Origin of the sequence: Pseudomonas sp. GM18 (assembly GCF_000282195.1) — a bacterium.
GTDB lineage: Bacteria > Pseudomonadota > Gammaproteobacteria > Pseudomonadales > Pseudomonadaceae > Aquipseudomonas.
This window is the reverse complement of the sequence record NZ_AKJT01000054.1, coordinates 1-25,210: the sequence shown is the minus strand read 5'-3', so window position 1 is coordinate 25,210 and position 25,210 is coordinate 1. Positions and strand designations below refer to the sequence as shown.

Here is a 25,210-nt window from a genome sequence, read left to right as displayed (position 1 = left end):
GCAGCTTTGTGAAGATTGATGCGGGGGGGTGTGACCATCAGTGGCGCGGAGGTCAAGACCAACTCGGGCGGCTCGCCTGGAGTTGGTACTGGCATTCAGATATTGGGGCCTCTTTTGCCTGGTCTGGCTGATAAAGACAAGTTCGGGAAACTGCTCGAAAATGCACCTCGCAGTCACAAAGCACGGTATCTGCTTCAGGACGAAAAAACAGGCGAACCGTTAGTAGGAAGCCCTTACACATTGAAGCTGGGCGACGGCACACGTATCGCCGGTTACACCAACGAAGAAGGAAAGACCTTTCTGGCCCATAGCACCGACCCGACCGAAGTGGAGCTGTTGACGCCAATTCGTAAACCGGAGCCTGAAGAGCCATTGATCAGGGCAGGTGAAAGTGCGCCAAAGGAAATGACCCTGGATTTCAAAAACGCCAACACGGAGGGCTGATACATGGCAGTCATGCAACCACCTCAAACGCCGCAGGGCTGCACTAATACCAGCATTGAAGGCACGATCAAACAGGCTCCACTGCCCAACCCGGACAACAAGCCTTACTTGATGGAAAAAGCGAATTACGCTTCGCGGTTTCCGAAGTTGTCTATCAAGAAGGCAAAGGACGGTGGTGTCACAGCTCTGGAGCTCAAACAACTTGTCATGAGTGGGTTGATCCGAGCAGACGAATATCGCTGGAATTTTCTTTGGGACTATAAAGCGGAAGTCTGCTTTGACATGGCATCCCTTCCACCCAAACCATTTCTCAGCTCCTCGTGGTTCGGCGAAGATGAGAAACCCGATCCATTGCGACGCCATACTTTATTTCCGTTTCCCAAAGGTTCGGTCAAAGGATTGCTGCGGCGCCCCGATGTCATCATTGTAAAGAGCCGCAGTATCCGTTGGCCGGGACAGGCAGGTGCGGATCATCAGGGCGTTGCTCATCCCGATAATCTGGAACGGTTGGTAGAGGTGAAGTTTCCCGGGGACAAACTTTACCCCGATCAGGAACGGGCTTATTTGCTGATAGCGGGTGGACGCCGTCGATTTTCGGTTCTTGAAATCAACGACTGTCGCGATGATGGTGATCGCGAACGAGACCGGCAATACAACAGAGAGCACAAGCCAACGGGTGAATTCAATCCTCAACAATGGCCGACACTGTTACCTCCCCCTCGAAATCCGGATGAGCCCCCCAGACCTGCACCTGTTCCAGTCCCAGCCTACGGGCCAGCGTCAACACCGAGACCTGCTCATCTGGAAAGCTGGACCCAACAGGTTCAATCCGCGGTTGATAGTCTGTTGGAACAGGGCGCTCGAGGCATCAGGCAACTGTCCCAAGAAGTCCAACAGCATCTGGAAGATGCTGCGACTTGGTTGGGAGTCAAAGGTGAGTGGGTCCGTCGTGAGTCGCAAAAAGCATGGGAATGGATAAGTGAGACCGGTGCGCAGGTAATTCGCTGGACGGATGAGCAGTTACGGGCCATTTGGAAAGAGGTGCAACGATATACAGATATTACCTTGGACGTTCTGCGCGAAATTGACTGGGTACAGGTGTTGATTGACGTGGGTATCGTCGTCGCAACCGTGGTTGTGGCTATTGCAGTGGGGGCGGCAGTTGTCGCCGCAGGCATCCCAGCCAGCATCGTGGCTGGTCTGCTGGTCATTATTCGTTTGGCCCAAGTTTCCTGGGCCTTGCTGGTCACAATTTTGGGTGGCACGGCAGTCACCGCCACGGCCACTGCCGGCTAAATGAGAGAGCGCATGAACGCATTGGAAAAGCTGGACCAACAAGCACCCGACCTTGCTTTCGAACTGCCGGACGGGAAGCCCGTCGTGAGGCTAGGTCTGATCCTCACGCTATATTTCAAACAAGGCTACACAAGCGAGACCAAAGAAAACGTCCTGGAGTGTTTCCGCCGTTTTTACGAGGAGTATCAGTCCAACCTCAAATGCATGGTCTACGGCCGCCATCAAAAGTTGACCCCTGCCCATTTCGAAAAAGCTCAACAGGCCATTTCAAAGAGCGGTGGCAACGAAGAGTTCAGCTTTTTTCTGGGCAGTGCCCCAGATGAAACAGAAGCAGACGAATACTCCCTTGCTGCAATGAATTCGTTTGAAATCCACGGCGACAAACTCCGCTCTTACATCAAGCTTGTGATGCCCTGGAGCCTTCTCAAAGAGCCTGGCGGTCGTTTACGGTTTCAGGAATGGGTCGTCTATTTGTGTGACCAGGTCAAGGCGGCGCACGGATACGGCGGTTTATCGAGCATCTTGCCTTATGACTACCACAGCTATATCCCCACCGAGTATCAACTGGCTCAGCAGTATTGTGGGCTAGAAGTCGACTCCATGCCCCATGCCTCGTCAATCGAACTCCTGGATGTCATCAAGGGGGTCAACTGGTTCACCGTTTTAGGCAAGGAGTTTGTGGATCATCTGGGCGGTGAATCGTCGCTTCGCCATGCGTTCAGCGGGCGCGGCGATATTGAGGTATTGACCTACAGCAATGGTCTTATCATTCGAGCGGGTGAGTATCCGGAGCTCGGAAAGCTGGAGGATGGCCCTCCTCCGTCTTACGTAGCAGTGAATAAGGTGATCAAACCGATCCGCATTCAAAACCCTGATCAATTGCATCCATATTCACCCTATGGAGACGGCTTCGAAGAGGACAGTACTGCTCGCTGGTATGCGCGGTTCGATCAGGAAGATGCCCAGTCAAAGACTCCCGTACGCCTTGAAGCCGGTCAGCCATGCAGCGTCTCGGGTTACTGGTTCAGCCCCGCTCAAGTCAACTCCCGACGCTATTTCAATCAGGGTGAAATTATGCCGAGTTTCAGTGGTTCCAGTTGGGGCGATACCCTTTGGTACTGGTCGGGTGAGAATTAAATTATTCGAGATGGTCGGTCAATGAACGTATTGGAAAGACTGGGCGAAAAGGCTCCTGACCTAACTTTTGAATTGCCGGACAACACCCCAGTCATCAGGCTGGGATTGATCGCGACGGTGTATTTCAAACAGGGCTATTTGCTTGAAAGCAAGCAAAAGGTCATGGAGTGTTTCGCCCGCTTCGAGGAGGAATACGGCCAATACCTCAAAGGACAATTTGATGGTCGCTATAAAAAGCTGACAAACGACAGCTTCAAAAAAACGACAGAAGAAATTCTCGGGACAGATTCGAACGAACAATACGAGTGGCATATCAGTAGCGCCGCGACAGCCGATGAGGCTGGTGAATACAGTCTTTCAGCGCTTAACTCTTTTGAGGTCCATGGTGATCAGAAGCGCTCATACCTGAAGATGACCTTGCCTTGGACGCTGTTGAAAGAAGCTGACGGTGCAGCTCGCTATCAGAGTTGGTTGGCTTATCTCTGCAATCAGGTCAAGGCCGAACATGGTTACGGTGGTTTATCAAGCATCTTGCCTTACGACTTCGATAGCTACATGCCAATGGAGTTTCAGCTGGCACAGCAGTTTCCCGGGCTCGAAGTGGACTCCATGGTGCATAACTTCAAACGAGAGCTGCTCGATCACATTAAGGGTGTGAACTGGTACACAGTCGTTGGGAGGCAGTTTATTGAGCGGTTGGGGGGTGAGGCCTCGCTGCGTCACGCCTTTAGCGGCCGTGGCGATGTCGAGGTATTGAATTACGACAGCGGATTGATCATTCGAGCGGGCGAAGTCCCCGAGTTGGGCGCCGAAAGCGACCAGCCTCCCGCAGCCTATGTAGCGGTCAATAGGGTCGTAAAAACGCTACGAATTCCCAACCCCGATCAACTGCATACCTATTCTCCTTATGGAGATTGCTTCGAAGAGGACAGTACCGCTCTCTGGTATGCGCGGTTCGACCAGGAAGATACTCAGTCAAACACTTCCGCACGCCTCGAAGCCGGTCAGCCATGCAGTGTGGCGGGTTATTGGTTCAGTCCCGCTCAAGCGAACTCCCGACGCTACTTCAATCAAGGTGAAATCCTGCCGAGTTTCAGTGGCTCCAATTGGGGTGATACGCTTTGGTACTGGTCGGGAGAGAAGTAAATTATTCGAGATCGGTCAATGAACGTCTTGGAAAGACTGGGCTCAGGGATACCATTAAGTGAAGAACGCATGGCTGTATTTAATCACTGTCCTGTCAATAGGGACCGCCTATGCAGAGCCGCCCAAGTCAATTCTCGGTTGCCCTTTTTCTGATGGAACACAGGTGTCTTTACTGGTCGAGTCAACTGCAGAGGGTCAGCGCTTATTTCTTGAGCTCGATCAGAAAACACAAACTGTATTTACGGACATGCCTGATACCGACTTTGTCGGGCAGGTGGTCCTGGCGAAGTGTGTTTCCTCCAGTTTTATTTTTGCGCTCAACTACGGCTCGCCGTATTTGAAAGGTGCTGTTTTACGCAAAAACCCCGTCAGTCATTCAATCGAACGAATCGATTTTGCAGAGAAGGCCCTGCCCCGCTGGCTTTATCTTGGACAAGAGCAAATGCGGTTGGTCATTCCAAATATCGGGAACGAGGTCGCTGGAATGTTCCGGGTCTATGACTATTTCGCAGGAAAAGGGCAACCAGAGGAAGCAGGTAGTGTTGATGTTCGGCCAGATACCCATGGGTTCAAGGTTTTACGCCTGGAATAAGCGCTTCATCCCATCGAATACGGACATCTAGCTTCAAAGCCTACCCCACTTTTGAAGGTGCGGTGTCAGACCGGCGCTTTCCACCCCATCATCCGCTGCTGAGCAACCTGCAGCAGATCGCAACCATCCTGCGTCAGCAGATAAAGCGCATGGGTAATGTGCGGAATGTCTTGAACATCACCGTGTTTGAAGCATAGGCAGTGGAGTGTTTCAAGTAACTGGCTGGAGGCGCGGATGCGCTGGAGGGCGGATTCGAGGATGTCCTGGGGATTGGCTTCTGTGTCGATCACCAAGGGATTTGAGTCGGTAAGGCCGCTTTTGATTGAACGGTAACGATCGAGAAACGGATTTATCGTTGGCATACTAATTACTCGAGTATTAGTTAGTAATCGCCAGCACCGTGACCAACCGATGGGAGGCGGCTGTGTACAGGCTTGGTCAACCGCTAACACTCAAAACGGCTCGCCCGAAAGCGTCCTGCACACAGCCACCATTGCAACGCACTACGAGACGTAGAAGTCCGCAGAGCGAATGATGGCACATATATGTGCAGTGTTAGTCAGGTGACCAAACCTGTTCGCTGATTTTGCAGCGACGCCAAACAGTAAACGCTGGCAGCCAGCCGGCGAAAGACGACAAAGCAACCACGCCTGTAGGAACACGCCGAAGCTCCCGCAGTTTTTTTCCTGCATGAAACATCCGACAGAAACCTCCTCACAGATATCACTATTCACTTAAGCCGGAATGCGATCTGTAGCAGCTGTCGAGCTTGCGAGGCTGCGTTCGGCTGCGAAGCAGTCGTGAGTCCGGCTAACGCGGTCTGCCTGACACACCGCAATCACTGGTTTGACGACTGCTTCGCAGCCGAACGCAGCCTCGCGAGCTCGGCAGCTGCTACAAAGAATGCGTCGCGGCTGAAATTGCTTAAGTGAACAGCGTTACCTCACGACAGGCGGCATCCAGCCCGGTTAACCATCGCTTAACCCCACGGTCCAAAACTTTACTGGACCGCACTCCCTCAGCTCCTTCTGACGCCCAGTGCGGCAGGTTCGACGCTCTTGCATCGAACTGTCTTCCCCTCTGCACTGGAGACCCATCATGAACATGCGAGCATTACTGATCGCCACTGCCCTCACCTGCACCGCGTTCGCAGGTTTCGCTCAGGCCGACGACACATCGCCCTCTCAGGCCGTGCCTTATCACTACGGCATGCCGCTGAATGTGGGCAAGGTCATTTCCATGACCGAGCCGTCGACGCTGGACTGCACAGTGGTCACGGCTGACATGAAATACATCGATAGCACCTCGGGTAAACCTGTGGAAATTACCTATCGAAAACTTTCTGACGCGTGCAGTTATCAGAGCTGACAGACGATTCTGATTCGGCACTTGGCGGTAGGCCTGCGGGGATTCTGACGCTATGCTTCGGCATCCCCTCTACTGCCGAAAGGATTCGCCATGCAGTTTTCATTTCGCACGCTGTCGACGTTCACCGCCGCGCTTTGTTTTCTACTGGCGCTGGTCTGGGGTTTGATGCCGCAATGGTTGCTGGCGATCTGGAGTATCGAGTATTCGTCCGCAGCGGGTTTTGTGGCCAGGCGCAGTGCGGTGCTGTTCGGTGCGCTGGGGGTGATGTTTTATCTCGTGCGGCAGGCACCGCCCTCGGCGGCGAGAAGTGCGATGTGCAGCGGCTTTATGGTGGGCTGTTTCGGCCTGGCAGCGCTGGGCTTCGGCGAATGGCTTAATGGTCATGCCGGGCCGGGTATCTTACTGGCGATCCTGGTGGAATTGGCGCTGGGTCTGGGGTTTATCCAGACCCGGCGCGTGTCGCTAGAACTGGGTGAAACGGTCGGCTAATGAGCTTTCGACTTTGGGCTGAGCAACTGGCTATGGGTCTTGTGCTCAAGGTCGGTGCGTAACTCGGCGATCAGATGATTGATCTCCCGACACCCGTTGAGGCGATGGGCGTCTATGCCGGTGACGCACAGGTCGAGATGGTCAGTCTCGTTGTCCGAATACACCTTGACGGTCATCGACAGGTCTGGCGACAGCGTGCATTGGCAGCGTTTCGGGAGAAAACTGCTTTCAACGATATTGCGTAGTTCCAAGGCAGAAAGAAACATGGCCACCCTCTCGGTATTGTGAGATTGCCAATCGAAAATCAAATGTCGGTCGGAGCTCAGATCTCCCGTTCTTTTCTTCCTTGCGGGCTTCATCGTTCCAACGTCCGACCTTTTTTTGTTTCAGCGCTGACTCAACGGGACCGTGGTCAGCTCAAGACAGCTTCAGCATAAAACATGCCCGGAATTTCGCCCTGCGGCTCGTCGGCCAATCAAGGGTTTAACGAAGAAGGCAACACATCACGTCATGCAAAATGCAAGAAAGGACTGTTTTCGATACCTGCATTTTGCAACCCATCTCTGATGGCGGGTTTGCATTGACCGAGGACGGCAGTGAGAATGCGGCCATCCCTTCAGTATCCGCTGACCCCACACACACGCAAGGAGGCATCATGGGTACTTTGCCCTTTAACACGACCGTCGGGCTGATAGTTGCCGCTCTGTCGTCCGTAGCCCAGGCCGCAACACTCGAAGACGTCGCGCCGTATCCCAAGCCAGAGAGCGGTTTTACCCGCCAAGTCATTCATCTCGCCCCGCAAAAGCAGGAAGACGCCTACCAGGTCGAAATCCTGGCCGGCAAGACCCTGACCGTCGATTGCAACCGTCAGCGCTTGGGCGGCATGCTTGAGGAAAAGAATCTCGAAGGCTGGGGCTACCCGTTTTACCGGCTGGGAAAAGTCACCGGCCCGATGAGCACCCTGATGGCCTGCCCCGACGGCAAGCGTAAACAGGACTTCGTGCCAGTGGTCGGTGACGGCTTCAGGCTGCGCTACAACAGCAAATTGCCGATCGTGCTCTACGTGCCCAAAGACGTCGAAGTGCGCTACCGGATCTGGTCGGCGTCGAGCCACGTCGAGAACGCCGTTCAGGAATAGCCGGTCCATCACTCACGCCGGGGCGCGGCTCAACGCGGCGCGCTCGGCAACATGGCGCAAACTGTCGAAATTGATATTCGCACCGGAGTCGATGGCCACCAGGGTCTGGCCCCGGGCGCCGGTTTGCGCCACGTACTGTTTGATCCCGGCCACGGCCAGGGCGCCGGAAGGTTCGGTGATCGAGCGGGTATCGTCGTAGATGTTCTTGATCGCGGCGCAGAGTTCGTCGTTGCTGACGGTCAACACTTCATCGACGCAAAACCGGCAGACCTCGAAACCATGCGCGCCGATCTGAGCGACGGCCACACCATCGGCGAAGGTGCCGACGGTTGGCAGCACAACCCGTTCGCCGGCCTGTAAGGCCGCCTGCAAACAGGCGGAATGTTCCGACTCGACGCCGATGATGCGCACTTCCGGGCGCAGGTATTTGACGTACGCAGCGATACCGGCGATCAAGCCACCACCGCCCACCGGCACAAAGATCGCATCCAGCGGCCCTTGGTGCTGGCGAAGGATTTCCATGCCGACGGTGCCTTGCCCGGCGATTACATCCGGGTCGTCGAAGGGCGAGACAAAGGTGCGGCCGGTTTGCTGTGCCAGGTCCAGCGCATAGGCCAGGGCAAACGGAAAACTTTCGCCGTGCAGCACCGCATCGGCACCCCGGCTGCGCACACCCAGCACCTTTAATTCCGGCGTCGTGCAGGGCATGACGATGGTGGCGGCAATCCCCAATTCACGGGCCGCCAACGCTACGCCTTGGGCATGATTGCCTGCCGATGCGGTGATCACGCCCCGGGCCTTCTGTTCATCGCTCAGGTTCACCAGCTTGTTGTAGGCGCCGCGGATCTTGAAGGAAAACGTCGGTTGCAAGTCTTCGCGCTTGAGCAGGATCTGATTTCCCAACGCCTCGGACAAGGCCGGCGCCGCTTGCAACGGCGTGCGCACCGCAAGTTCGTAGACCGGCGCGGCGAGGATTTTTTTCACGTAGTGCTCAAGCAAACCCTGCTGGGCGATGGTGCTGCTCATGGTCGTCTCCTGACTTTGATCGGAGCCCAAGAGACAGAAAGTAAAAACCCGCCTCTAAGGCGGGTTGGGTGCTGCAGTCGTGAGCTAGCCCGCCAAATAAGGAATGGCGGTAATAATGCTTGGCTGGCAGCGCAATACGGTGGAAGTCATGGCTGGAAATTAGCCGGACGCTGACGGCAAGTCAATGGCCAATTTTCAACGAGCTCTGTAGGCTGGCGATTCTGCTCATCGTCCCAAGGAAGGAAACCATGAAGTCTGTCGCCCTGCCCCTCATTGCCCTGATCGCCTTCGCCGGCTACACCGTTTCGGTGATGCTGCAGGCCGAACAGTCGTTGCTCGACTTCGGTATCAGCCTGATGTCGCGGCCCGATACCGCGCAGGTGGTCATTGATTTGTACCTGTTGGCAACGCTTGCCGGTATCTGGATGTACCAGGACGCGCGCAAGCGCGGGCAGTCGGGGTTGTCGGTGGTTCCTTATTTGTTGGTGACGGCGATTTTCGTGTCTGTCGGGCCGTTGTTGTATCTGGTGGTGCGCGGGCTTCAGGGGCGGAAAAACTCCGTCAGCGCGGCTCAAGAGGTCTGATCCAGGATTTGTGGGAATGCATCATTGTGGCGAAGGGGCTTGCCCCACTCGCCACAGGTTATGCGTATTACTTCAACCCAACCTTATACAACGCACCATCGTCTTCATCGGTCAGCACATACAGATAACCATCCGGCCCCTGTCGCACATCGCGAATCCGTTTGTTCAGCTCACCCAACAGCCGCTCTTCGTGAACAACCTTGTCGCCGTCGAACTGCAGGCGGATCAGTTCCTGGCCCACCAGCGCGCCGATAAACACGTTGTGCTGCCAGGCCTTGAAACGGTCACCATCGTAGAACGCCATGCCGCTGAGGCCGGGGGATTTTTCCCAGACATGCTGCGGGCCGACGGTGCCTTCGACGATTTTTCCCTTGGCTTCCGGGATCGGCAGGCCGGAATAGTTAATGCCGTGGGTTGCTATCGGCCAGCCGTAGTTTTTGCCGCGTTCGATGATGTTGACTTCGTCACCGCCCTGGGGGCCGTGCTCGTTTTCCCAGAGTGTGCCGCTCCAGGGGTTGAGCGCAGCGCCTTGCGGGTTGCGATGACCGTAGGACCAGATTTCCGGGCGTACGCCTTTTTGCCCGACGAAGGGGTTGTCCTTCGGCACCTTGCCGTCCGGATAGATCCGCACGATCTTGCCTTGCAGCTTGTCGAGGTCCTGCGCCGTGGGTCGATCGTTATTCTCGCCCAGGGTGATGAACAGATAACCGTCGCGGTCGAACACCAGACGGGAGCCGAAGTGATTGCCGACCGAAAGCTTGGGCTCCTGGCGGAAGATCACATTGAAATCCTTGATGGCCGTCAGGTCTTCCGACAACCGTCCGCGACCGACCGCCGTACCCGCCTTGCCGCCCTCACCGCCACCTTCGGCATAAGACAGATAGACCATGCGGTCTTGCTTGAAGTCGGGCGACAACACCACATCGAGCAACCCGCCCTGCCCCTTGGCCCAGACCTGAGGCACACCGCTGAGCGGACTCGAAAGTTTGCCATCGACACTGACCACCCGCAGGTTGCCCGGCCGTTCGGTCACCAGCATCCCTTGGCGACCGGGCAAAAACGCCAGCGCCCAAGGATGCTCCAGACCTTTAACGATCGGCGTGACCTCAAGGGTGCCCTCTTCACTTTTCAGCTCTTGGGCGACTGCGGCAAACACGGGCGCGCTGGTGATCAGTACGCCGGCAAATAGTGTGGTCAGGAGGGTTTTACGCAACATGCACGATTCCTTTTGTCGTCAAAATGGCTGGCAAGACCTTTTTCCTGCCGTTCAACGGTTGCTGGTGTCTGCGTCCCGATGAGGTGGATTGGGTATGAATGTCGGTGGGCTGGCGGGAGCCTGGCGATCCTGCGGATAACGGTTGCCGATACCGCCGTTCTCCAGGGTCGGTGGTTGCGGCACAGGCGCCGTGCTCGGCCCGCGGATCACCGGGATGCCGGAGCGCGTGCCTTGCATGCTGTTGGGATTGGCCCGGCGGATCGGGTTGTTGTAGGGATTGTTATTGGTGCTGCCCGGCAGGTTCTGGGCCAACAACAAGGGCGAGGATGGCGGCGCGGCGGCGGCCAGGGCCAGGCTGCCCAGCACGCTACTCAATGCCAGCGCGATGACGCCGAACACATATCGGCTCATGGAGACCTCTCTAAAAGAGCGTGCGACGCTTCATGGATGAATAGAGCCACGCTACGCCCAGGGTTCGGATTTGTTAACTAAAACCTCCTTCAGAAGATGTAACACCAGTTGACTGCACCGCCGATCAGCCCGCAAAACCGGGTTGCTGCCAACTGAAACTTTCCCCCTGGCAACAGGTCACCTGAACATCAATGGGCTGACGAGAACACGGCGATGGCACGGGCAATCTGGAAAGGCGCAATCAGTTTCGGTCTGGTGCACATCCCGGTCGCGCTGGTCTCGGCGACGTCTTCCCACGGGATCGATTTCAACTGGCTCGACAGTCGCAGCATGGAGCCGGTGGGCTATAAGCGCGTCAATAAGGTCACCGGCAAGGAGGTCACCCAGGCGCACATCGTCAAAGGGGTCGAGTACGAAAAGGGTCGTTACGTGGTGCTCAGCGAAGAGGAGATTCGCTCGGCCCATCCACTGTCGACCCAAACCATCGACATCTTTGCTTTTGTCGACAGCGAGCAGATCCCCCTGCAAAACATCGACACACCCTATTACTTGGCGCCGGACAAACGCGGTGGCAAGGTCTATGCGCTGTTACGCGAAACCCTGCGCAAAACCGGCAAGGTCGCCCTCGCCCGCGTTGTGTTGCATACCCGCCAACACCTGGCGGCCCTCATGCCGCTGGAGTCTGCCCTGGTTCTGGTGATGCTGCGCTGGCCGGCCGAAGTGCACAGCCTGGATCAACTGGAGTTGGGCAGTGAAGTGACCAAGCCGGACCTGGCCAAGAGCGAACTGGAGATGGCGAAACGGCTGGTGGAGGACATGAGCGCCGACTGGACGCCCGAGGAGTACCGCGACAGCTTCGAAGACAAGATCATGGCGCTGGTTGAGCAGAAGGCAAATGAAGGCAAGATCGAAATCGTCGAAACCGCTACGGGCGAGGAGGAACGCAGGACCGCGGATGTTATCGATCTGACTGAACTGCTCAAGCGCAGCCTCGGTGCCAGGAGTGCGGGTAAAACGACAGCAAAAGCCAAAACGAGCACAGACAAAAAAGCCACGAAGCATTCTCGTGGCTGATCGGTTACCGGAGTGCCCAAACGTTATGCGGTGAAAATACTGGCCTGCTCGCGATGGCTTGATGCGCCACAACACAAAACTCAGATCAGCACGAAAATCGCCAGCAGCCCGCCAAAAATCGCCCACTTCTCCAGGTAATAGCGAGCGCGGTTACGCTTCTTGAGCGCTTTGCCACGCAAGCGAACCTTGTAGATTTTGGCAAACAAACGGTTGATAGCACCGGTCTTGTCACCCGCATCGTTCGGTGCCCCCGCCGCCGCCATCACTGTACGGCTGAACCAGCGGTTGAACGCCGCCGCCCAGCGATACTTCATTGGTCGCTCGACGTCGCAGAACAGGATGATGCGGTTCTGCTGGGTGGTGTTTTCAGCGTAATGAATAAACGTCTCATCGAACATCACCGCTTCGCCGTCACGCCAGTGGTAGCTCTCACCGTCGACGTTGATATAGCAACCGGCATCGTTCGGCGTTTCCAGCCCCAGGTGATAACGGTACGAGCCGGCATACGGATCGCGGTGGCGGACCAGTTTGGAACCCGGTGGCAGTTCGGCAAACATCGCTGCCTTGATCGAGCCAATGCCTTGCACCAGTTCAGTAGTACGCGGGCAGAGTTTTGCGGCCGACGGGTGACTGTCGCCATACCACTTGAGATAGAAACGCTTCCAGCCACTTTTGAAGAACGAGTTGAAACCGACGTCGTCGTACTGATTCGAGCGCTTGATCTCCCCGGCCTTGAGCAGGTTCAGGCCTTCGGCGCGAATCTCTTCCCAATGAGCCTGCAAAGGGCTCAAGTCAGGAAAGTCCGCCGGATTGAGATAAGGCCGATTGGGGATTTTCGAGAACATATAAAGGAAGCAATTGATCGGCGCCAGAAACGTCGAGTGGTCGCTTAGTTGGCGGCCTGGTTTGTGGCGCACCTTACCGCGCAAGTGGACATACGCGATGGAGATGACATAGATAGCGGCAATAATGAGTTTCACGGAAATCGTCACACGTCTGAAATGAACAAAGTGCGTCCCGATGGCGCGTTCTTGAGCCATGCCGACAGTCGGTATGGCTGGGAAAGATGGCATTTTAGCCACACTTTGTAACCAATAGTTAACCTTCAACTGTGAAAATGTGTCTACTCATGCCGCCAAAACGCCCATGCAGCCTTAACGCGCTATCGGTTTAAAGGATCGTCTAAGCTCAGAATTAGGCATGAGGGTTCAGCCATGTGCGGACGACTTTCGCAGTACCGAGGCATTCACGACTTCGTCAAGGCGCTGAGCATGCCCAACGCCTTGGTCAACAATGCCGGCGATCAGCCATTCGAGTTCTACAACGCCGCGCCGACGACTCAACTCGCCCTCTTCCACCAGGAAGGCGACGTGCTGCACGCCGACAGGGTTCGCTGGGGCTGGCGGCCGCATTGGTCCGAAGAACACCCTATGCCGATCAATGCCAGGGTCGAGAAAGTCAGCCACGGTCCATTCTTCAAAGCGATATGGCCGCACCGGGCGATCGTTGCCATCGATAACTGGTTTGAATGGGTTTACGAGGGCGGCCCGAAGAAGCAGCCCTACCTCATCCGCCGCAAGGATCGCGCGCCGATCCTGTGCGCGGCGATCGGTCAGTATCCACGGTACGAACATCAGCCGGACGAACATGACGGCTTCGTGATCATCACCGCCGACAGCAAGGGCGGCATGGTGGATGTTCACGATCGGCAGCCAGTGACGCTAAATGCCGAATTGGCCCGGGAATGGCTGGACCCGGCCACACCGAAAGAGCGCGCCGAACAGATCGTGCTGTTGCAGGGCGAACCGACCGAGACATTCGAGTGGTTCAAGGTTGATCAAGCCGTGGGCAATGTGCACAACGATGGCCCTGAACTGATCGAGCCCATCTGAAGGTGTTGTCACCAGAAATGACATCGCGCGACACCATTCGTCGCATGGAAAGCGTGGCGCGGAATACGCGTCAATGTCTGGCTTAGGGTTTGCACATGCCGGCGGTAGCGGCCCCAGAACGACGTAATTCTGACGCGGCGGCAATCACATTAACGCTTAAGGACTCCAGCGATACGCTTGGTCAGTCACCGGGAGATGTAACGTGTCAACTCTCAACGAAATCGCAGCGAACCACGCGAGAATGGCTAAGGCAAAGGCAGAAGAGTCGACCGGGCTGAGTGAGCGACACCTTCAAATAGTGGGCAGTTTCGAAATCCCGTCCATGGACGAGCAACAGCACATTCCACTGCACCTGATCACTGGCGCGCAGGACAATCACCTCGGACAAGCAACGGGCTACGTGCTCTGAGTCTCGACCTGATGTCTGCCATACACATCATCAGCCTCTCGAGCTTTCACACCGCTTGCAAAGGCTATGCGAATGGGGCTAGATCGCCTTAAAACGTCCATTCACCCCATGTCTCATCGCCAGGATCAATGTATGCCGCTGAGTTTTCACAAGATGCACGCCAATGGCGATGACTTCGTTATTGTGGACTCGAGAAACTCGGCCAATCCAGTGACAAGTACTTTGGCTCGGCGAATGGGTGATCGGAACCGAGGCGTCGGATTCAATCAACTCGCAGCAGTGCTTGATTGCGATGATGCCGATGCCCGCTTGATGTTTTGGAATGCAGATGGCTCCGCGCTGGATGCTTGTGGCAGCGCAACGCGGGGTGCCGCGGATATGCTGATGCGCGAATCAAATATGACTTCGATTGCGCTGCGAACCAACCGTGGCCTACTCACTTGCGAACGAACTTCAGCCGGCGCAATTTCGGTCAACATGGGCGAGCCGCTTTTCGGCTGGTCGGATATTCCCCTGGCTCAGGAACTGGATACTGCTGTTTTGCCACTGGCTGGTGGCCCGGCAGCTTGCAGCATGGGAAATCCGCACTGCACCTATTTTGTGGATGATCTGACAGCCATTGATATAGCGACCATCGGACCGACCATTGAAACCGACCCGCTGTTTCCCCTCAGGACGAACGTGCATTTCGTCCAGATCATTAACCGACAACGCATTCGGTTGCGCATTTGGGAGCGCTGGGGTGGTATTCCGCTTGGTTCAGGTTCTTGCTCTTGTGGCGCCGCTGTCAGCGGAATTCGTCGTGGTTTATTAGACCATTCCGTTGAGGTTGAATGTGATGGCGGCACCGTAACGGTTCAATGGGATGGCGTAGGCCCTGTCTTTCTCATCGGGCCGGTAGAGACTATTTTTTCGGGAACAATCACGGACAACTTATTACAAGTTTTATAGCCGTCAGGATCATTCACTCCCCCTTGCCCTTGAATAGGTGCCCACCCTGACCAAGTGCTGGCCATTCAGCAATCCTTCTGAAACACACCTGGCCGGGCAAGCGCTGTCGACTTTACCCAGAGCCGTGCCCAGTGTCCCGAACACAACGCTGAACAAAAATAACATCGGGTCCGATCAAGGGTTTTCCCTACGTTTCGTCCCCCACCAGAATGAACCACCCCCACCGGGCTGACCCAAACAGCGGGGCGAACCTGAAGAAGCTCGCGACACGTTATCGCGCGCCGTACAACTGCCGTCACACTTATGCGACAATATGCAGAATGTCTGGCATGAATCCCGCCTTTATTGCCCAACAGCTTGGACAAGCGTCCAGATGCTGCTCTCGACTTATGCGCGCTGGTTGAAGTCTAGCGGTGACTGGGGAGAGATGGAGAAACTCCAAAACGCCCCAGGTATGGCCCAAGCGCCACAATGCGCAGCTCGCAACCCATTGATAGGTAAAGTAATTGATCTCCACAGCTAACATCACGATGCAGTTCGGCGCCAAGCCGCTATTCGAAAACGTTTCGGTCAAATTCGGCGCGGGCAACCGCTACGGCCTGATCGGCGCCAACGGTTGCGGCAAATCGACCTTCATGAAAATCCTCGGTGGCGATCTCGAGCCGTCCGGCGGCCAGGTCATGCTTGAGCCGAACGTGCGTCTGGGTAAATTGCGTCAAGACCAGTTCGCCTACGAAGAATTCACCGTGATCGACACCGTGATCATGGGTCACGAAGAGCTGTGGAAGGTCAAGGCCGAGCGCGATCGCATCTACTCGCTGCCGGAAATGACCGAAGAAGACGGCATGGCCGTGGCCGAGCTGGAAACCGAATTCGCCGAAATGGACGGCTACACCGCCGAGTCCCGTGCCGGCGAGCTGTTGCTGGGCCTGGGTATCGGCATCGAGCAGCACTTCGGCCCGATGAGCGAAGTGTCGCCGGGCTGGAAACTGCGCGTGTTGCTGGCGCAAGCGCTGTTCTCCGATCCTGAAGTGCTGTTGCTCGACGAACCGACCAACCACCTGGACATCAACACCATCCGCTGGCTGGAAAACGTGCTGACCCAGCGCTCCAGCCTGATGATCATCATCTCCCACGACCGTCACTTCCTGAACAGCGTGTGCACCCACATGGCTGACCTGGATTACGGCGAGCTGCGCCTGTTCCCGGGCAACTACGACGAGTACATGACCGTGGCGACCCAGTCCCGCGAGCAACTGCTGTCGGACAACGCCAAGAAGAAAGCGCAGATCTCGGAACTGCAATCGTTCGTCAGCCGCTTCTCGGCCAACGCCTCGAAAGCCAAGCAGGCAACTTCCCGCGCCAAGCAGATCGACAAGATCCAGCTGGCCGAAGTCAAACCTTCGAGCCGTGTCAGCCCGTTCATTCGTTTCGAGCAGACCAAAAAGCTGCACCGTCAGGCGGTCATTGTCGAGCGCATGGCCAAAGGCTTCGACGGCAAGACACTGTTCAAGGACTTCAGCTTCACCGTTGAAGCCGGCGAGCGCGTGGCGATCATCGGCCCGAACGGTATCGGTAAAACCACCCTGCTGCGCACTCTGGTCAACGAACTGACCCCGGACGCCGGCACCGTGAAATGGACCGACGCGGCAGAGCTGGGCTACTACGCCCAGGACCACGCGCACGACTTCGAAGACGACTGCAACCTGTTCGACTGGATGGGCCAATGGACCCAGGGCGGCGAGCAACTGGTTCGCGGCACCCTCGGCCGCATGCTGTTCTCCAACGACGAGATCCTCAAGTCGGTCAAGGTCATCTCCGGTGGTGAGCAAGGTCGCATGCTGTTCGGCAAGCTGATCCTGCAAAAGCCGAACGTGCTGGTGATGGACGAACCGACCAACCACTTGGACATGGAATCCATCGAGGCGCTGAACCTGGCGCTGGAGAACTACCCGGGCACACTGATCTTCGTCAGCCACGACCGTGAGTTCGTATCGTCCCTGGCCACCCGCATCATCGAGTTGAGCGCCGATGGCGTGATCGACTTCAGCGGCACCTATGACGACTACCTGCGTAGTCAGGGTGTGTTGATGTAAGGCGGCCTCTGGCTGCAAGTGGAAAGCCCTGTCCTGGTGACGGGGCTTTTTGTTTTCAGGATGCATTGATCGTTCCCACGCGGAGCGGTTTGATCGTTAGCCTGCTTTCTTTTATTTCACACCCGCGCCATGATGCAGTTCTCCTACCGCCGCCCGCGAACGAGCTCTCATGTCTGTGCAGCAACTGCCCCCGCAAAGCTCCATGGCGATCACCCTGCAGATCGTTTCCATCGTTTTCTATACCTTTATTGCCTTCCTCTGCATCGGCCTGCCGATTGCCGTGTTGCCGGGGTATGTGCATGAACAGTTGGGGTTCAGCGCCATCATCGCGGGGCTGACTATTGGTTCGCAATACCTGGCCACCCTGCTCAGCCGCCCGATGGCCGGGCGCCTGTCGGACAGCATCGGCACTAAACGGGCGATTGTTTACGGGTTGTCGGGGATTGCGTTGAGCGGCGTGCTGACGCTGCTGTCGACCCTGCTGCAAAGTTTGCCGTTGTTGAGTCTGATCATCCTGATCGCCGGCCGGTTGCTGCTGGGGATCGCCCAAGGGTTGATCGGGGTCGGTACCATCAGTTGGTGCATGGGCCAGGTCGGTGCCGAGCACACGGCGCGTTCGATTTCCTGGAACGGGATCGCCTCTTACGGCGCCATCGCCATTGGCGCGCCGCTGGGCGTGGTGATGGTGGCTGAACTGGGCTTCGCCAGCCTCGGGATCGCGCTGTCGTTACTGGCCCTGTTGGCACTGCTGTTGATCCGTAACAAACCCTCGGTGCCGGTGATTCGCGGCGAACGCCTGCCGTTCTGGGCAGTGTTCGGGCGCATCGCTCCCTTCGGCGCAAGCCTGAGCCTGGCGTCCATCGGTTACGGCACGCTCACTACATTCATTACCCTGTATTACGCCAGCCGTGGCTGGACCGGCGCCGCGTATTGCCTGACGGTATTCGGGGTGTGTTTCATTCTGTCGCGGCTGTTATTCATTTCCAGCATCAACCGTTTCGGCGGTTTCACCTCGGCCATTGCCTGCATGAGCATTGAAACCGTGGGACTGGTCCTGCTGTGGCTGGCGCCCTCGACCGTTTACACCTTGATCGGCGCAGGCCTGACCGGGTTCGGCCTGTCGCTGGTCTATCCGGCGCTGGGGGTGGAAGCGATCAAGCAAGTGCCCAATTCCAGTCGCGGGGCGGGTTTGAGTGCCTATGCGGTGTTTTTCGATCTGGCGCTGGCGATTGCCGGGCCGCTAATGGGCGCGGTGGCGTTGAACCTGGGGTATTCGTGGATTTTCTTCAGTGCGGCGTTGTTGTCCGTGACCGGGCTCGGTTTGACCTTGTTACTGAAACACCGCGCCATGGCCTGATCTCCGCCCTCCCCGCGGCATTGCGGCATTGCTGCATTGGCCAGGATTGATTTATTGATCTGCGGTTTGCATGCCGGCGCGGCTTGGTTTGCCCAGGGCATGGGAGAAGAAACGTCCGGCTTCGGAGATCAGGTTGCGGTGGATGTCCTTGCGGTCGACGCCGTCGGCATCGGTGCACAGCGCCGGCATGGCGGCGATCTGTTCTTCGTTGCACGGTGCCAGGAACACGAAGTGCCCTGCCCCGGCCAGTAATTTGAAGTCCGGTGCGGTCGGCAGTTTGCGCGCCAGCGCTGCGGCATTTTTGTCGAACGCCACCAGTTTGTCGCCATCGCCGCTGTACAGCAGCACCGGCACATGCACGTCGGCCAGGGTCTGGCGGCCGAATTTCAGACTCAGCGGTGCCATCAACAACAAGGCATGCACTCGCGGGTCTGGCACTGGCTGCAAGTCATCACGGTCGACGATCAATTCACCTTGCGTGTTGCAGGCATCATGATCGTCCGGGCGCTCATGACAATAACGGCGCAGACGGTCCAGGTCCGGGGTGGCGCCGGACAAGATCAACGCAGTCTCACCGCCCGCCGAATAGCCGATCACCCCGACCTGATCGGCATTGACGAAAGGCGCAAGCATACGGTCGCCCAAGGTCGCGGTAATGGCTTCGGAAATCTGGATCGGCCGCCCGTAAAGATTGCTCAAGGTGCCGAGGCGGCTGTGGTCTTTGGAGTTGTCGCCGGGATGGATCACCGCCACCACCACAAACCCTTTGCGTGCCAGCGAGGTGGCCAGATCGTGCAGGGCCAGCGGGGTTCCTGTGTTGCCGTGAGACAGCATCAGCAACGGGAAGCGTCCGATGGCGATTTTGGTGTCTTCACCGGCTTCGACCGTGTACCCCTCGAGCTTGCTGGAATGTTCCCTCTCGCTGGACGGGTAAAAGGCGATGGCGCGCATCGGCTGCAAGTCCAGCGGATCGAGGAACGTCATCTCATGGAAACCGACGCTCCAGTGAGGATACAGCACAGGCGCGGCATGCACTGAATTCAGGCTGCCGAACAGGCAAATCAGTAGCGTTGCACAAAGACGCACCATGGAATGCCCCACCTTGTTACCTGACCGCAGATATTAACCCTCGAATGCATAACCTGGGCCAGAAACTGATCACCGCCAGAAACAAAAAACTCCGTACCTGGCCATCAAGATGACCAGAATACAGAGTTTCAGGGGTATTGCGTGCGCCGTTTGACGTCTTTACGCAAGCCTTACGCGGCGGCGAACAATTGCTCGCTGATTTGCGCCTGTGCGTCGCTCATGGCTTTGGTGCGCACTTCATCACCGTAGGCCAGGCCGTGGGCGCGAACGAACTCGATGTCGGTGATACCGAGGAAGCCGAACAGCACCTTCAAGTAGTCTTCATGAGCAGTACCGGTCGGTTGGCCAGCGTGCAAACCACCAGCCGTCGAAACGATCACCACTTTCTTGCCACCGCACAGGCCTTCAGGGCCGGCTTCGGTGTAGCGGAAAGTCTGGCCGGCCACGGCGATGCGGTCGATCCAGGCCTTGAGTTGGGTCGGGATGGTGAAGTTGTACATCGGCGCTGCAATCACGACGGCATCGGCGGCGATGAATTCGGCCAGGGCCTGCGCACTCAAATCGGCTTCATGCTGTTGCGCGGCGTTGCGCAGCTCAGCGGCGGTACCGGCGGCGACCAGCGTGGCGGCGGAGAAATGGCTGATGGCATCGGTGGCCAAGTCGCGGTAAGTCACCACGACGCCAGGCTCGGCGGCTTGCCAGGCTTTGACGACTTCGCCGCTCAACTGACGGGAAGCCGAGTTGTCACCCAGAATGCTCGAATCGATATGCAGTAATTTCATGTGGGATCTCCAAGGTGAGGATCGCCACCCGGCGATCTGATGGGGACAATCCTACCGACGAAACCAATAGCTGATTAGCCGGTAATAATGCGATAGTTCGTCCCACTGATAGAACAGTCGGATGTAAATCATGCAAGACCTCAACGACCTCTACTACTTCGCCAAGGTGGTCGACGCCGGCGGCTTCGCGGCGGCCGGGCGTTTGCTGGGGATTCCCAAGTCCCGGTTGTCGCGACGCATCGCCGAACTGGAAGAACGCCTGGGCGCGCGTCTGCTGCAACGCACCACCCGCCAACTCAACCTGACCGCCGTGGGCGAGCGCTACTTGCGGCACTGTCAGGCGATGCTGCTGGAAGCCGAGATGGCTGACGAAGCGGTGGCCAGCATGTCCAGCGAACCCCGGGGGCGACTGCGGGTTTCCTGCCCGGTAGGGTTGGCCCACGAGACGCTACCGGGGGTGATCAGTAGTTTCCTGGAGAAATTCCCGCAGGTTCAGCTGGAGATGCTGCTGCTCAACCGCCGGGTTGATCTGGTGACCGAAGGCGTCGATGTCGCCTTGAGGGTGCGGGAACTGGGCGATGAAGATCCCTTGCTGGTCACCCGCCGCTTGCGTCAGGCGCAGACCGTCATGGTCGCCAGCCCGGCGTTTCTTCGCGAGCGGCAGATCAAGACCCCGGACGACTTGAAAAACGTACCGATATTGGGCGCACTGGAAGCCGATCGGCTGGTGCATCTGCGGATGCTCGACCAGCACGGCAAGGCCTGTGAAATGACATTCGAAGCCCGATTGGGCATCGACGATTTTCTCGTGCGCAGGGCGTGTACCCTGTCCGGGCTGGGGTTCACCGTGTTGCCGATGATGTATTGCGAGCAGGAACTGGAAAACGGCTCGCTGGTGCAGTTGCTGCCCGAGTGGTCATTGCCGGGCGGCTGGCTACAAGCGGTCTACCCTCATCGACGCGGGGTGATGCCGGCGGTGCGCGCCTGGATCGACCATTTGATCGAATCATTCAATGCCTGTGGGGACCGACTGTTATGAAGGCAAGACCAATGAGCGAAGAGGATGTCGCGCAATTCTGCCTGGCGCTGCCCGGCGCGCGGGAGGACTACAAGTGGGGTGGCGTGCGGGTGTTTTCGATTGCCGGGAACAAGATGTTCGCCTTGCAGAACCTGCGGGGCCAGTCCCTGGCCTTCAAGGTCGACAAGGACCTGTTCCTGGGCCATTGCGACCGACCGGGCATTCACCCGGCGCCGTATCTGGCCCGGGCGCAGTGGATCATCATGGAAACGCCCTACCCGCTGGGCACCGAAGAGCTGCAAGGCTTGCTGCAACGTTCCCACCAACTGGTGGTGAACAAGTTGCCCAAGCGCACGCAGGTCGGCTTGCTGCTTTAAAACGGCTTTAAAACAGCGCGAACAGATGAGCGCCCAGAAACAGCTGGTCGATCCAGAACACCTGATGCATCAGCACGATGAGCCAGAACACCAGTTGAAACGAAACCTTGCGGGTCTTGTGCCGAAAAATTTGCTGGGCCAGCAAGGCCCCCGGCCAACCGCCCGCCAGTTCCACCGCGTGCAACACGTTCTCCGGCGTTCGCCAGCTGTCGGCACGGGCCTTGTGCTTGTCGCTCCAGTAAAGCAAAAACGCCAGCACGCTGACGATGCCGTAGGCGGCCAGGGGAATCAGCGACACCCCGCGCAGCCACAGCGACACTGAGCCAAACAACGGCACTGCACACAGCACAACGAACACCAGCAATTTCAACCGCAGGTTCTGAATCGCTCCCCCGGACTTGCGCCCGGGGTTGTTGCGTGCGGCGGCGTCGCTCATGGCTTGGCCGCGGTCCAGTCGACCCAACCGAATTGCCAGGTGGCCAGGATCACCAGGCCGAACACAATGCGATACCAGGCGAATGCCGCGTAGCTGTGGCTGGCGATGAACTTGAGCAAGCCCCGGACGGCGATCATTGCGAAGATGAACGCGGTAACAAAGCCGATGGCGAACACCGGGAAATCAGCCGGTACAAACAGATGGCGGTATTTATAGCCCGAGTACACCGCCGCGCCGACCATGGTTGGCATGGCGAGGAAGAACGAGAATTCGGTGGCCGTCTTGCGCGACAAGCCGAACAGCAAACCGCCGATGATCGTCGAACCGGAACGCGAGGTCCCCGGGATCATCGCCAGGCACTGGGCGAAACCGACTTTCAGGGCTTCTTTCCAGGTGATGTCATCGACGCTTTCGGCATGCACGACATGCTGCCGGCGCTCAGCCCACAACATGATGATCCCGCCCACGACCAATGCGCTGGCCACGGTGATCGGGTTGAACAGGTACTTGTGGATCAGGTCGGCGAAAATCACCCCCAATACCACGGCTGGCAGGAAGGCGATCAACAGGTTCGCGGTAAAACGTCGAGCGCTGGGCTGCGTCGGCAAACCAATGACCACGTCGAGGATCTTGCGACGAAACTCCCAGACCACCGCCAGGATCGCGCCGAGCTGAATGATGATGTTGAAGGCCATCGCCCGCTCGCCGCCGAAGTTGAGCAGGTCCGCCACAATGATCTGGTGCCCGGTACTGGAAATGGGCAAGAACTCGGTCAGCCCTTCTATAACGCCTAAAATCAATGCCTGAAAGGCTGTCCAAAGATCCATCATTCCCCCAAGAAGCCATGCCCCCAGGCATGCCCCGTTAATAATTTGTAGAGCGTTATTCGCGATCAGCGTGCGCTGAAAACCCGCGCGCACAAGATCCACACAAAACCGTAAAAATTCCGTGAAAAATCGACTTGGACTCAGGTTTTTCCGCGCGGGGCCGAAATCCTATCAGACAAGCCTCATTTACGCTGCCGCGTAATAAGACCTGAGTCGGATAGGCCCCGATCGGCAAAGTGTGGTTCGATGCTGGCGATCGTTTATGACAAGAACAAGAAAACGGAGTAACAGCGTTATGAACAGCTTGCGCAGTGTGTCGATCAGCCGACGCTTGTGGCTTATCTTGATCGTGGCCGTGGTGATGCTGTTGACGTTGGGCGCCTTGATGCTCAAGCAGATCCACGACGACCTCTATCAGGCCAAGGCCCAGAAGACCCAGCACGTGGTGCAGACCGCCAGCGGCATCCTGACTTACTACCACGGCCTGGAAACCGCCGGCACCCTCACCCGCGCCGCCGCGCAACAGCAGGCCCTGACCGCCGTGCGTGGTTTGCGTTACGACCAGAATGACTATTTCTGGATCAACGACCTGACGCCGGTCATGGTCATGCACCCGACCAATCCCAAACTTGAAGGCCAGAACCTCTCGACGATCCGCGACCCGGACGGTTTTGCGCTGTTCAACGAAATGGTCGCCATCGCCAAGGCCAAGGGCGCCGGCATGGTCGACTATCGCTGGCCGAAACCGGGCGCCAATGCACCGGTGGAAAAAACCTCATACGTCAAACTGTTCGAGCCCTGGGGTTGGGTGATCGGTTCGGGCGTGTACATCGATGACATGCAGGCCGAGTTTAATGCGCAGGTCTGGAAGGCGTCTTTCGTCGGTCTGGTGATTGCACTGATCATGGCGCTGCTGGTGATCATGATTGCCCGCAGCATCGTGCGCCCGCTGCAGGAAACCGTGAACGCCATGGCCAACATCGCCAGCGGTGAAAGCGACCTGACCCGCAGCCTCGATACCCACGGCCAGGACGAAGTCACGCAACTGGCCCGGCACTTCAACGCTTTTACCGCCAAACTGCGCCTGGTGATCAGCCAGCTGCAAGTGTCCGCCGGCGCGTTGGGCCAGTCTTCCAGCGAACTGGGCAACGACGCCGCGCAAGCCCAGCAACGCAGCCAGCAGCAGTCCCAGCAAATGGAACTGGTGGCGACCGCGATCAACGAAGTGACCTACGGCGTGCAGGACGTAGCGAAAAACGCCGAGCACGCGGCCAGCGAAATGCGCGATGCCGAGTCTCAGGCGCAGCAGGGCCAGATCAATATCGATGGCAGCTTGCAGCAGATCGACAAGCTGTCTTCGACCATCGATCAAGCGGTCGAAGTGATTCGTACGCTGGCCGACGAAAGCACGCAAATCGGCAGCGTCCTGGAAGTGATTCGCTCCATCGCCGAGCAAACCAACCTGCTGGCCCTCAATGCCGCCATCGAAGCCGCCCGGGCCGGTGAGCAAGGTCGAGGGTTTGCGGTGGTCGCCGATGAAGTGCGCCTGCTGGCCCAGCGCACCCAGAAGTCGACGGCAGAAATCCAGTCGATGATCGAGCGCCTGCAAAGCCATTCCGAAGCGGCGGTCAAGGTCATTGGCGACAGCAGCCGTGCCTCGCAACTGACCATCGAGCAGGCCGGTCTGGCCGGTGCCAGCCTGAATGCCATCGGCCAGGCCTTGCGCAACCTCAACGGCTTGAATGCCTCGATTGCCAGTGCAACCTTGCAGCAGGCGCATGTGGTGGAAGACATCAATCAGAACGTCACCCAGGCCGCCGGGTTGTCCCACAGCACGGCATTGGCGGCCGAGCAGTCGAGCGTGGCCAGCGTTCACCTCAAGGAATTGAGCGAACAGCTGAACGGGTTGCTCAAGCAATTTCGGGTCTGATCACTTGTAGCAGCTGGCGCAGCCTGCGTTCGGCTGCGCAGCAGTCGTGAAATCAGGCGACGCCGGTTCCAGATAGACCGTGTGCGCAGAATTTACGACGGCTTCGCCGCCGAACGCAGCCTCGC

General features: G+C 57.5%; 27 protein-coding genes and 2 pseudogenes. 19 read left to right on the top strand and 10 right to left on the bottom strand.

The features are described 5' to 3' along the window. Positions 1 to 30 precede the first annotated feature (30 nt). From PMI21_RS29895 to PMI21_RS0128170, 5 genes are read left to right on the top strand one after another with little or no spacing between them, the layout of a single operon-like run. The gene (locus tag PMI21_RS29895) at positions 31 to 444 is read left to right on the top strand and encodes a hypothetical protein (protein ID WP_238541221.1); all 414 of its coding nucleotides are present in this window, start codon (positions 31 to 33) and stop codon (positions 442 to 444) included. A gap of 3 nt (positions 445 to 447) precedes the next feature. Next, a complete protein-coding gene (locus PMI21_RS12235) occupies positions 448 to 1,740 on the top strand; it encodes a VRR-NUC domain-containing protein (protein ID WP_007939148.1) in 1,293 nt (430 codons plus the stop codon). A gap of 12 nt (positions 1,741 to 1,752) precedes the next feature. After that, a complete protein-coding gene (locus PMI21_RS12240) occupies positions 1,753 to 2,877 on the top strand; it encodes a DUF3396 domain-containing protein (protein ID WP_007939147.1) in 1,125 nt (374 codons plus the stop codon). A 21-nt stretch (positions 2,878 to 2,898) separates the two neighbouring features. Further along, positions 2,899 to 4,023, top strand: a complete 1,125-nt coding sequence (locus PMI21_RS12245) for a type VI immunity family protein (RefSeq protein ID WP_007939146.1) — start codon at positions 2,899 to 2,901, stop codon at positions 4,021 to 4,023. Between the two features lie 58 nt (positions 4,024 to 4,081). Further along, complete coding sequence (locus tag PMI21_RS0128170) at positions 4,082 to 4,615, top strand: hypothetical protein (RefSeq protein ID WP_033064044.1); 534 nt, start codon at positions 4,082 to 4,084, stop codon at positions 4,613 to 4,615. Between the two features lie 65 nt (positions 4,616 to 4,680). On the opposite strand, the gene PMI21_RS12250 is transcribed toward PMI21_RS0128170, so the two are convergent. Further along, on the bottom strand, positions 4,681 to 4,977 hold the full coding sequence (locus tag PMI21_RS12250) for a hypothetical protein (RefSeq protein ID WP_007939145.1): 297 nt from the start codon (positions 4,975 to 4,977) through the stop codon (positions 4,681 to 4,683). Positions 4,978 to 5,713: 736 nt separating this feature from the next. Between PMI21_RS12250 and PMI21_RS12255 the strand changes: the two genes are divergently transcribed. Both PMI21_RS12255 and PMI21_RS12260 read left to right on the top strand, forming a co-directional pair. After that, positions 5,714 to 5,983, top strand: coding sequence for a DUF2790 domain-containing protein (locus tag PMI21_RS12255; protein ID WP_007939144.1), 270 nt, complete (start codon positions 5,714 to 5,716; stop codon positions 5,981 to 5,983). A gap of 90 nt (positions 5,984 to 6,073) precedes the next feature. Next, a complete protein-coding gene (locus PMI21_RS12260) occupies positions 6,074 to 6,472 on the top strand; it encodes a hypothetical protein (protein ID WP_007939142.1) in 399 nt (132 codons plus the stop codon). Here the strand turns inward: PMI21_RS12260 and PMI21_RS12265 are convergent. Next, positions 6,469 to 6,738: a DUF1652 domain-containing protein gene (locus PMI21_RS12265; protein ID WP_007939139.1), complete on the bottom strand. Its 270-nt coding sequence runs from the start codon at positions 6,736 to 6,738 to the stop codon at positions 6,469 to 6,471. The genes PMI21_RS12260 and PMI21_RS12265 overlap by 4 nt on opposite strands. A gap of 389 nt (positions 6,739 to 7,127) precedes the next feature. On the opposite strand from PMI21_RS12265, the gene eco reads away from it, so the two are divergent. Continuing rightward, positions 7,128 to 7,610: a serine protease inhibitor ecotin gene (eco, locus tag PMI21_RS12270; protein WP_007939138.1), complete on the top strand. Its 483-nt coding sequence runs from the start codon at positions 7,128 to 7,130 to the stop codon at positions 7,608 to 7,610. A 30-nt stretch (positions 7,611 to 7,640) separates the two neighbouring features. On the opposite strand, the pseudogene ilvA reads toward eco, so the two are convergent. After that, positions 7,641 to 8,636 (bottom strand): annotated as a pseudogene (ilvA, locus tag PMI21_RS12275) (threonine ammonia-lyase, biosynthetic); the annotation flags it as partial. A gap of 248 nt (positions 8,637 to 8,884) precedes the next feature. Here ilvA and PMI21_RS12280 point away from each other — a divergent pair. Beyond that, positions 8,885 to 9,220, top strand: coding sequence for a DUF2834 domain-containing protein (locus PMI21_RS12280; RefSeq protein WP_007939135.1), 336 nt, complete (start codon positions 8,885 to 8,887; stop codon positions 9,218 to 9,220). Between the two features lie 67 nt (positions 9,221 to 9,287). Here the strand turns inward: PMI21_RS12280 and PMI21_RS12285 are convergent, their stop codons facing one another. Further along, positions 9,288 to 10,436: a PQQ-dependent sugar dehydrogenase gene (locus PMI21_RS12285; RefSeq protein WP_007939134.1), complete on the bottom strand. Its 1,149-nt coding sequence runs from the start codon at positions 10,434 to 10,436 to the stop codon at positions 9,288 to 9,290. Between the two features lie 51 nt (positions 10,437 to 10,487). Continuing rightward, the gene (locus PMI21_RS12290) at positions 10,488 to 10,847 is read right to left on the bottom strand and encodes a hypothetical protein (protein ID WP_007939133.1); all 360 of its coding nucleotides are present in this window, start codon (positions 10,845 to 10,847) and stop codon (positions 10,488 to 10,490) included. Between the two features lie 213 nt (positions 10,848 to 11,060). Here PMI21_RS12290 and ku point away from each other — a divergent pair, with 213 nt between their 5' ends. Then, positions 11,061 to 11,921 carry a non-homologous end joining protein Ku gene (ku, locus tag PMI21_RS12295; protein ID WP_007939132.1) on the top strand — a complete coding sequence of 287 codons (861 nt, stop codon included), beginning with the start codon at positions 11,061 to 11,063 and terminating at the stop codon, positions 11,919 to 11,921. An 80-nt stretch (positions 11,922 to 12,001) separates the two neighbouring features. Here ku and lpxO read toward each other — a convergent pair whose 3' ends face one another. Further along, positions 12,002 to 12,901, bottom strand: coding sequence for a lipid A hydroxylase LpxO (lpxO, locus tag PMI21_RS12300; protein ID WP_033064045.1), 900 nt, complete (start codon positions 12,899 to 12,901; stop codon positions 12,002 to 12,004). Positions 12,902 to 13,135: 234 nt separating this feature from the next. On the opposite strand from lpxO, the gene PMI21_RS12305 reads away from it, so the two are divergent. The 6 genes and pseudogenes from PMI21_RS12305 (at position 13,136) to PMI21_RS12325 (ending at position 18,626) form a co-directional block, all read left to right on the top strand. Further along, positions 13,136 to 13,813 carry an SOS response-associated peptidase family protein gene (locus tag PMI21_RS12305; protein ID WP_007939130.1) on the top strand — a complete coding sequence of 226 codons (678 nt, stop codon included), beginning with the start codon at positions 13,136 to 13,138 and terminating at the stop codon, positions 13,811 to 13,813. A 202-nt stretch (positions 13,814 to 14,015) separates the two neighbouring features. Then, positions 14,016 to 14,222 (top strand): hypothetical protein, encoded by a 207-nt coding sequence (locus PMI21_RS12310; RefSeq protein WP_007939129.1) that lies wholly within the window; start codon positions 14,016 to 14,018, stop codon positions 14,220 to 14,222. A 132-nt stretch (positions 14,223 to 14,354) separates the two neighbouring features. Beyond that, on the top strand, positions 14,355 to 15,173 hold the full coding sequence (gene dapF / locus PMI21_RS12315) for a diaminopimelate epimerase (protein WP_007939128.1): 819 nt from the start codon (positions 14,355 to 14,357) through the stop codon (positions 15,171 to 15,173). A gap of 251 nt (positions 15,174 to 15,424) precedes the next feature. Continuing rightward, positions 15,425 to 15,696, top strand: a pseudogene (locus tag PMI21_RS29890) (hypothetical protein); the annotation flags it as partial. Beyond that, positions 15,680 to 17,269, top strand: coding sequence for an ABC-F family ATPase (locus tag PMI21_RS12320; protein ID WP_026286413.1), 1,590 nt, complete (start codon positions 15,680 to 15,682; stop codon positions 17,267 to 17,269). The pseudogene PMI21_RS29890 and the gene PMI21_RS12320, both read left to right, overlap by 17 nt. A gap of 169 nt (positions 17,270 to 17,438) precedes the next feature. Continuing rightward, on the top strand, positions 17,439 to 18,626 hold the full coding sequence (locus PMI21_RS12325; RefSeq protein ID WP_007939126.1) for an MFS transporter: 1,188 nt from the start codon (positions 17,439 to 17,441) through the stop codon (positions 18,624 to 18,626). A gap of 51 nt (positions 18,627 to 18,677) precedes the next feature. On the opposite strand, the gene PMI21_RS12330 is transcribed toward PMI21_RS12325, so the two are convergent. Further along, entirely contained in the window at positions 18,678 to 19,715 is a 1,038-nt protein-coding gene (locus tag PMI21_RS12330) for an alpha/beta hydrolase family protein (protein WP_007939125.1), read from the bottom strand. Positions 19,716 to 19,885: 170 nt separating this feature from the next. Next, positions 19,886 to 20,497 carry an FMN-dependent NADH-azoreductase gene (locus PMI21_RS12335; protein WP_007939124.1) on the bottom strand — a complete coding sequence of 204 codons (612 nt, stop codon included), beginning with the start codon at positions 20,495 to 20,497 and terminating at the stop codon, positions 19,886 to 19,888. 130 nt (positions 20,498 to 20,627) lie between these two features. On the opposite strand from PMI21_RS12335, the gene PMI21_RS12340 reads away from it, so the two are divergent. Then, entirely contained in the window at positions 20,628 to 21,536 is a 909-nt protein-coding gene (locus PMI21_RS12340; RefSeq protein WP_007939123.1) for a LysR substrate-binding domain-containing protein, read from the top strand. Then, positions 21,533 to 21,892 (top strand): MmcQ/YjbR family DNA-binding protein, encoded by a 360-nt coding sequence (locus PMI21_RS12345; protein WP_033064043.1) that lies wholly within the window; start codon positions 21,533 to 21,535, stop codon positions 21,890 to 21,892. The genes PMI21_RS12340 and PMI21_RS12345 overlap by 4 nt, the downstream gene beginning before the upstream one ends. 7 nt (positions 21,893 to 21,899) lie before the next feature. Here PMI21_RS12345 and PMI21_RS12350 read toward each other — a convergent pair whose 3' ends face one another. Together PMI21_RS12350 and PMI21_RS12355 are read right to left on the bottom strand one after the other, a co-directional pair. Beyond that, on the bottom strand, positions 21,900 to 22,328 hold the full coding sequence (locus PMI21_RS12350) for a DUF1294 domain-containing protein (protein ID WP_007939121.1): 429 nt from the start codon (positions 22,326 to 22,328) through the stop codon (positions 21,900 to 21,902). Beyond that, positions 22,325 to 23,155, bottom strand: coding sequence for an undecaprenyl-diphosphate phosphatase (locus PMI21_RS12355; protein ID WP_007939120.1), 831 nt, complete (start codon positions 23,153 to 23,155; stop codon positions 22,325 to 22,327). The genes PMI21_RS12350 and PMI21_RS12355 overlap by 4 nt, the downstream gene beginning before the upstream one ends. 295 nt (positions 23,156 to 23,450) lie before the next feature. Here PMI21_RS12355 and PMI21_RS12360 point away from each other — a divergent pair, with 295 nt between their 5' ends. Next, the gene (locus PMI21_RS12360; protein WP_007939119.1) at positions 23,451 to 25,085 is read left to right on the top strand and encodes a methyl-accepting chemotaxis protein; all 1,635 of its coding nucleotides are present in this window, start codon (positions 23,451 to 23,453) and stop codon (positions 25,083 to 25,085) included. Positions 25,086 to 25,210 lie beyond the last annotated feature (125 nt).

What these genes read in the sequence shown, in the direction of transcription:
- PMI21_RS12235 (WP_007939148.1), top strand. Translation starts at nt 448, where the DNA reads ATGGCAGTCATGCAACCACCTCAAACGCCGCAGGGCTGCACTAATACC.
- PMI21_RS12240 (WP_007939147.1), top strand. Translation starts at nt 1,753, where the DNA reads ATGAACGCATTGGAAAAGCTGGACCAACAAGCACCCGACCTTGCTTTC.
- PMI21_RS12245 (WP_007939146.1), top strand. Translation starts at nt 2,899, where the DNA reads ATGAACGTATTGGAAAGACTGGGCGAAAAGGCTCCTGACCTAACTTTT.
- PMI21_RS12250 (WP_007939145.1), bottom strand. Translation starts at nt 4,977, where the DNA reads ATGCCAACGATAAATCCGTTTCTCGATCGTTACCGTTCAATCAAAAGC.
- PMI21_RS12255 (WP_007939144.1), top strand. Translation starts at nt 5,714, where the DNA reads ATGAACATGCGAGCATTACTGATCGCCACTGCCCTCACCTGCACCGCG.
- PMI21_RS12260 (WP_007939142.1), top strand. Translation starts at nt 6,074, where the DNA reads ATGCAGTTTTCATTTCGCACGCTGTCGACGTTCACCGCCGCGCTTTGT.
- PMI21_RS12265 (WP_007939139.1), bottom strand. Translation starts at nt 6,738, where the DNA reads ATGTTTCTTTCTGCCTTGGAACTACGCAATATCGTTGAAAGCAGTTTT.
- eco (WP_007939138.1), top strand. Translation starts at nt 7,128, where the DNA reads ATGGGTACTTTGCCCTTTAACACGACCGTCGGGCTGATAGTTGCCGCT.
- PMI21_RS12280 (WP_007939135.1), top strand. Translation starts at nt 8,885, where the DNA reads ATGAAGTCTGTCGCCCTGCCCCTCATTGCCCTGATCGCCTTCGCCGGC.
- PMI21_RS12285 (WP_007939134.1), bottom strand. Translation starts at nt 10,436, where the DNA reads ATGTTGCGTAAAACCCTCCTGACCACACTATTTGCCGGCGTACTGATC.
- PMI21_RS12290 (WP_007939133.1), bottom strand. Translation starts at nt 10,847, where the DNA reads ATGAGCCGATATGTGTTCGGCGTCATCGCGCTGGCATTGAGTAGCGTG.
- ku (WP_007939132.1), top strand. Translation starts at nt 11,061, where the DNA reads ATGGCACGGGCAATCTGGAAAGGCGCAATCAGTTTCGGTCTGGTGCAC.
- PMI21_RS12305 (WP_007939130.1), top strand. Translation starts at nt 13,136, where the DNA reads ATGTGCGGACGACTTTCGCAGTACCGAGGCATTCACGACTTCGTCAAG.
- dapF (WP_007939128.1), top strand. Translation starts at nt 14,355, where the DNA reads ATGCCGCTGAGTTTTCACAAGATGCACGCCAATGGCGATGACTTCGTT.
- PMI21_RS12325 (WP_007939126.1), top strand. Translation starts at nt 17,439, where the DNA reads ATGTCTGTGCAGCAACTGCCCCCGCAAAGCTCCATGGCGATCACCCTG.
- PMI21_RS12330 (WP_007939125.1), bottom strand. Translation starts at nt 19,715, where the DNA reads ATGGTGCGTCTTTGTGCAACGCTACTGATTTGCCTGTTCGGCAGCCTG.
- PMI21_RS12335 (WP_007939124.1), bottom strand. Translation starts at nt 20,497, where the DNA reads ATGAAATTACTGCATATCGATTCGAGCATTCTGGGTGACAACTCGGCT.
- PMI21_RS12340 (WP_007939123.1), top strand. Translation starts at nt 20,628, where the DNA reads ATGCAAGACCTCAACGACCTCTACTACTTCGCCAAGGTGGTCGACGCC.
- PMI21_RS12345 (WP_033064043.1), top strand. Translation starts at nt 21,533, where the DNA reads ATGAAGGCAAGACCAATGAGCGAAGAGGATGTCGCGCAATTCTGCCTG.
- PMI21_RS12350 (WP_007939121.1), bottom strand. Translation starts at nt 22,328, where the DNA reads ATGAGCGACGCCGCCGCACGCAACAACCCCGGGCGCAAGTCCGGGGGA.
- PMI21_RS12355 (WP_007939120.1), bottom strand. Translation starts at nt 23,155, where the DNA reads ATGGATCTTTGGACAGCCTTTCAGGCATTGATTTTAGGCGTTATAGAA.
- PMI21_RS12360 (WP_007939119.1), top strand. Translation starts at nt 23,451, where the DNA reads ATGAACAGCTTGCGCAGTGTGTCGATCAGCCGACGCTTGTGGCTTATC.